Source organism: Stenotrophomonas sp. GD03777 (genome assembly GCF_029842485.1).
Lineage (GTDB): Bacteria > Pseudomonadota > Gammaproteobacteria > Xanthomonadales > Xanthomonadaceae > Stenotrophomonas > Stenotrophomonas sepilia.
On record NZ_JAOCGL010000177.1, the window covers coordinates 1 to 4,373 of the forward strand.

Annotated in this window: 6 protein-coding genes; 2 read left to right on the plus strand and 4 right to left on the minus strand. The window is 67.2% G+C overall.

Annotated elements, in window-relative coordinates; all coding sequences use genetic code 11:
* Both N5E02_RS20190 and N5E02_RS20195 read left to right on the plus strand, forming a co-directional pair.
* The coding region (locus N5E02_RS20190) for a hypothetical protein (RefSeq protein WP_279946676.1) at window positions 1-321 on the plus strand (321 nt) is incomplete at its 5' end.
* A gap of 94 nt (window positions 322-415) precedes the next feature.
* Window positions 416-1,603 (plus strand): benzoate/H(+) symporter BenE family transporter, encoded by a 1,188-nt coding sequence (locus N5E02_RS20195; protein WP_138953417.1) that lies wholly within the window; start codon window positions 416-418, stop codon window positions 1,601-1,603.
* A gap of 9 nt (window positions 1,604-1,612) precedes the next feature.
* On the opposite strand, the gene N5E02_RS20200 is transcribed toward N5E02_RS20195, so the two are convergent.
* The 4 genes from N5E02_RS20200 to N5E02_RS20215 form a co-directional block, all read right to left on the minus strand.
* Complete coding sequence (locus tag N5E02_RS20200) at window positions 1,613-2,158, minus strand: DUF2628 domain-containing protein (protein WP_065186597.1); 546 nt, start codon at window positions 2,156-2,158, stop codon at window positions 1,613-1,615.
* Between the two features lie 71 nt (window positions 2,159-2,229).
* A complete protein-coding gene (locus N5E02_RS20205; protein ID WP_065186598.1) occupies window positions 2,230-3,000 on the minus strand; it encodes a DUF2628 domain-containing protein in 771 nt (256 codons plus the stop codon).
* Between the two features lie 26 nt (window positions 3,001-3,026).
* The gene (locus N5E02_RS20210) at window positions 3,027-3,917 is read right to left on the minus strand and encodes a D-hexose-6-phosphate mutarotase (RefSeq protein ID WP_065186618.1); all 891 of its coding nucleotides are present in this window, start codon (window positions 3,915-3,917) and stop codon (window positions 3,027-3,029) included.
* Between the two features lie 40 nt (window positions 3,918-3,957).
* Window positions 3,958-4,373, minus strand: a 416-nt coding sequence (locus tag N5E02_RS20215) for a peptidoglycan-binding protein (protein WP_279946677.1), incomplete at its 5' end; no start/stop codon positions are given.

Consider the following 4,373-nt stretch of genomic DNA (forward strand, 5'->3'; position numbering starts at 1 on the left):
ACCCATTATAGCCGGCTTTTCCGCTTCGTCAACACCTTTTTTCAAGGCCGTCTCACCGGAGTGGACGTTGTTGCCGATGCTGCTTCGTCGTTGGGCCCGAGAGCCGTTCGTCGTTGCGAGCCGCCTATTATGCCGGACTTTTCGAGTCCGTCAACACCTTCGTTCGATCAACTCGTTCGTCGGTGGTGGCGTCGCTGTTCGCGTGTCGTTTCCGGAGAAGCGATGCGCTGCAGCAAGGGGGCGAATTCTAGAGATCCTGCAGATTTCGTCAAGGCTTTTTTTTGCACGGTGATGACAGAAGCATCGCGACATCACGCATGACGTACGCTCGAAGATCACTGCGGCGTTGCCCGCGCGTTGCGCGGTCAACGCCGCACCCCCTATCAATGCAGGGATGCACAGTGGAGACAGAGCAATGAGCATGCAGGTGCGGCGCGCATGGTGGCGCGATCTTTCGATGCCAGCCATCGTCGCTGGCTTCATTACGGTGCTGGTCGGCTTCGCCAGCTCAGCCGTGATCGTGTTCCAGGCGGCACAGGCCGTCGGCGCCGACCAGGCGCAGATCGCCTCCTGGATGTGGGCGCTGGGGCTGGGCATGGGCGTGACCTGCATTGGCCTGTCACTGCGCTATCGCGTGCCGGTGGTGACGGCGTGGTCGACGCCGGGCGCGGCGATGCTGGTGGTGGGTGCCGGCGGCGCGTCGCTCGCCGAGGCCACGGGCGCATTCCTGCTGGCCGCCGTACTCAGCTTGCTGGCGGGCTTCTCGGGCATCTTCGCCCGACTGATGCAACGGGTGCCGATGGCGCTGGCCGCCGGCATGCTGGCCGGTGTCCTGCTGCGCTTCGGGCTGGATGTGTTCGTGGCCATGAATACCCAGCTGGTGCTGGCACTGGCGATGTTCACCACTTGGCTGGCCGGGCGCAGGCTGTTCCCGCGCTATGCGGTGATCGCCACGTTGCTGGTCGGCATCGCCGTCGCCGCGAGCCACGGCCTGCTGCACGCCCAGCAGGTGCATCTGCAGCTGGCGATCCCGCAGTGGGTGACGCCCTCCCTGTCATGGACCGCCGTGGCCGGCATCGCCCTGCCCCTGTTCGTGGTCACCATGGCCTCGCAGAACATTCCCGGCGTGGCGGTGATGCGCGCATCCGGCTACGACGCCCCGGTGTCACCGCTGATCGGCTGGATCGGTGTGGTCAATACACTACTGGCGCCGTTCGGTGCGTACGCGCTGAACCTGGCCGCGATCACCGCCGCGATCTGCATGGGCCGTGATGCACATGAGGATCCGGCACGCCGCTATACCGCGGCGATGGCGGCCGGTGCCTTCTACATTGTCGTCGGGCTGTTCGGCGCCACGGTGGCCGCACTGTTCGCGGCCTTCCCCAAGGAGCTGGTGGCCTGCGTGGCCGGTATCGCCCTGTTCGGCACCATCGGCAACAGCCTGGCCAGTGCGCTGGCGGTAGAGCGGGACCGCGAGGCGGCACTGGTCACCTTCCTGGTCACCGCCTCGGGCGTCTCACTGGCCGGCATCGGCTCGGCGTTCTGGGGGCTGGTGGCCGGTGCGCTGTGCCTGCTGGTATTGCGGGCACGGGCACCAGCCTGAGCAAACGTGTCAGGCCGCCATGCGGGCGACGGTGTTGATCACCCCGACAGCCGCCATGCCGATCACCACCGCCCAGACGCTGGTCCCGCCACGACGCTGCAGTTCGGTACGGATGCGGTGGTGCTGCCCGGCGTGAGCAGCCTTCACTTTGCCCAGCAGCCGCGTGCAATAGCGCAGGTACAGGGCATTGGCGGTCATCGCGATGGCAAACCGTGGCACCGCCAGCAACACCACCATGAGCAACGGATTGGCACGGGCCGCCAGCAGCGCGATGCCGAACAGGACCAGCTCGAAGAGGATGGCCGCCAGGTACATTTTCCGGTGCAGCAGCCAGTAGGTCGGCACCAGGAAGGCGGGCCAGTGCCACGGCCGCGGCGGCTTCGGCACTGGGCTGTCCAGGTGCCAGCGCTGGCGGTAGAGCGCTGCGTTGGGCCCCACGAGGAGGTTCAGATCGTCCGCGTCGGATGGAGCGGTCGCACCGTCCACCTCTGCAACAGGCGCGAGATAGGGATTGTCATCCGTCGGAGAAACCGGCGGGGTATCCAGATGATTCATGTCGGCGATTCCATGCCCGGGATGAACCCGCAGTAGCGGCAGGCATCGGTGAATCTGAAGCTGCTCCGGTCTCAGCCTGCCATTGCCTGGCCGACGAACATCGCCGCAACGACAATGATGGCAACCATGGCTGCGGCCGCTGCATTGGTATCACCCCGCTTGGACAGCTCGCTGCGCAGGCGTGCCTCGTCATCGCCCGCCAAGGCGCGCGCGCGGGCGATCTCACGCTGGCAATGCGCCAGGTACCAGCGATTGGCATACACCGCAGCGGTGACGTTGATCGCAAGGGTGATGACCATCGACACGCCTTCCGGTACGCCCAGCAACGCCTCGGCGATACTGAAGAACACCAGCATGCCAGCCCAGATCGCCGCCAGCCGGTACATCCGCCGGTACACCATCCAGATCACGCCGACCAGGAAGGCCGGCCAGTGCCAGGTGCCGTTGCCCTCGGCGATGCCCTGGTCCAGCCGCCAGCGTTGTCGATAGATCGGGAAGTTGCCGCCGACCACGGCGGCGTACAAGGCGATGTCGCCTTCCAGCTCCGGTACGGTCGCGGCCACGGGCGAAGCGGCGGGTGCACGGTAGGGGTCGGACGGATCAGCGGTCCGGGTATCGCTGACGGTGACCGCCGGCACCGGTTCAACCGGCGAGGGGTTCGGAGCCATCTGCGCCAGCGAAGGATCCAGTTCGGCCAGTGGCCGCCACGATGCCATCCCTACGCGCCACAGCAGCGTGCGTGCGGTTACGGTGCCGTCCTGCTGCAACCGGCGCAACCCGGCCAGGTCCACCGGCCCTTCGCTCTGCTTGCTGTTGGCGTACCACCACTGTGCTTCCTGCATGCCATCCATTCCTGTCGATCCCATCGCTACTCTGAAACTCCCGCCACGGCCTGCAGCGGTTCACTGGCCAGCACCTGCACAAGCTGGTGGCGCGCGCCGGGTGCAAGGGTAATCTGCTCTGGCCCGGCGTTGGCCACTTCCAGGCACACGTAATCGTGCCAACCGTCGCCGACATCGGCCATCTTCGCCGCTGCCTCCATGCCCGGGTTCCAGGCCACCAGGGTCTGGCTGCCTTCGCTGCGGATCTCGATCCGCCGCTGCAGGACGGGATCGCGCAGCACGTAGTGGCCGCCGACACCGGTATAGATGCGGTCGCTGCGCCCCGGATCGCGCGGATCACGCAGCGACCAGGGCCCCTGCTGCTGGCGCAGCTGCGCGCCGTCCTCGTACTTGTCCAGGTAGTGCAGGCCGTCGAGGCCATCGACCTCGACACGAGTGGCATCGCCGACCCGGAAGTAGCTGTGCAGGGCCTGGGTGAAGGTCACCGGCGAGGTTCCGGTGTTTTCGGTGGCGAGCTGCTGGCGCAGCTGGCGGCCGACGCGCAGCTGCATCTGCAGGCGCAGGCCGGGATCGGCGCAGGGCGCAGGTGCCAACTGCAGCTCTACCTCGCCGTCATCGCTCCGGGTGGCCTGCAGAAGCTCCCAGCGTGCGGTACGTACCAGGCCATGCGCCGGTGCATCGGCGCTCTTGCCCTGGCGACCGAACCACGGCCAGCACACCGGAACGCCACCGCGGATAGGCGTGGGCAGCTCGGCGCGCGTGGGCGAAAGCCACAGCAGATCGGGCTGCCCATCGGGAATGAACGACAGCAGCTGGCCACCAAACACACTCACGACCGCTGTGGCATTGGCGGTTCGCACCTGCCAGGCCTCCAGGCCGTGATACAGGCCGGTGCTGATGTCCGGATTCGACTGCATGCGATGACGCTCCTTGAAGACCGCGGCGATGATGTCGCGGTCAACGTGCCGCCGGCAAGGCATTCTGCCCAGCGGGTGCGATGGCGGCCGCCTCTTCCTGCAGCGTGCGCAGGATGCGCTGGCCTGCGCGGCCGTCCACCTCGCTCCAGCCCAGGCGCTGCTGCTCGGCCTGGATCGCGCGACGCGTGGCGGTACCGATCATGCCGTCGGCGGCACCGATGTCGTGGCCGCGGGCCAGCAGCAGGGTCTGCAGCTGGCGGCGCTCATCGCGGCCCAGGCCTGGATCGTCGGTCGGCCAGGCGGTAGCCAACCCGGTGCCGCCACGCAGCTGGTCAGCAAGCGTCGCGATCGCCAGCGCATAGCTTTCGGCAGCGTTGTAGCTGTAGATCGCGTCGTAGTTGCGGAACACCAGCAGCGCCGGGCCGTTGTTGCCGGCCGGCAGCAGCAGGGCGGCGC

Coding starts and splice junctions, on each gene's coding strand:
- N5E02_RS20195 (WP_138953417.1), top strand. CDS start 416: ATGAGCATGCAGGTGCGGCGCGCATGGTGGCGCGATCTTTCGATGCCA.
- N5E02_RS20200 (WP_065186597.1), bottom strand. CDS start 2,158: ATGAATCATCTGGATACCCCGCCGGTTTCTCCGACGGATGACAATCCC.
- N5E02_RS20205 (WP_065186598.1), bottom strand. CDS start 3,000: ATGCAGGAAGCACAGTGGTGGTACGCCAACAGCAAGCAGAGCGAAGGG.
- N5E02_RS20210 (WP_065186618.1), bottom strand. CDS start 3,917: ATGCAGTCGAATCCGGACATCAGCACCGGCCTGTATCACGGCCTGGAG.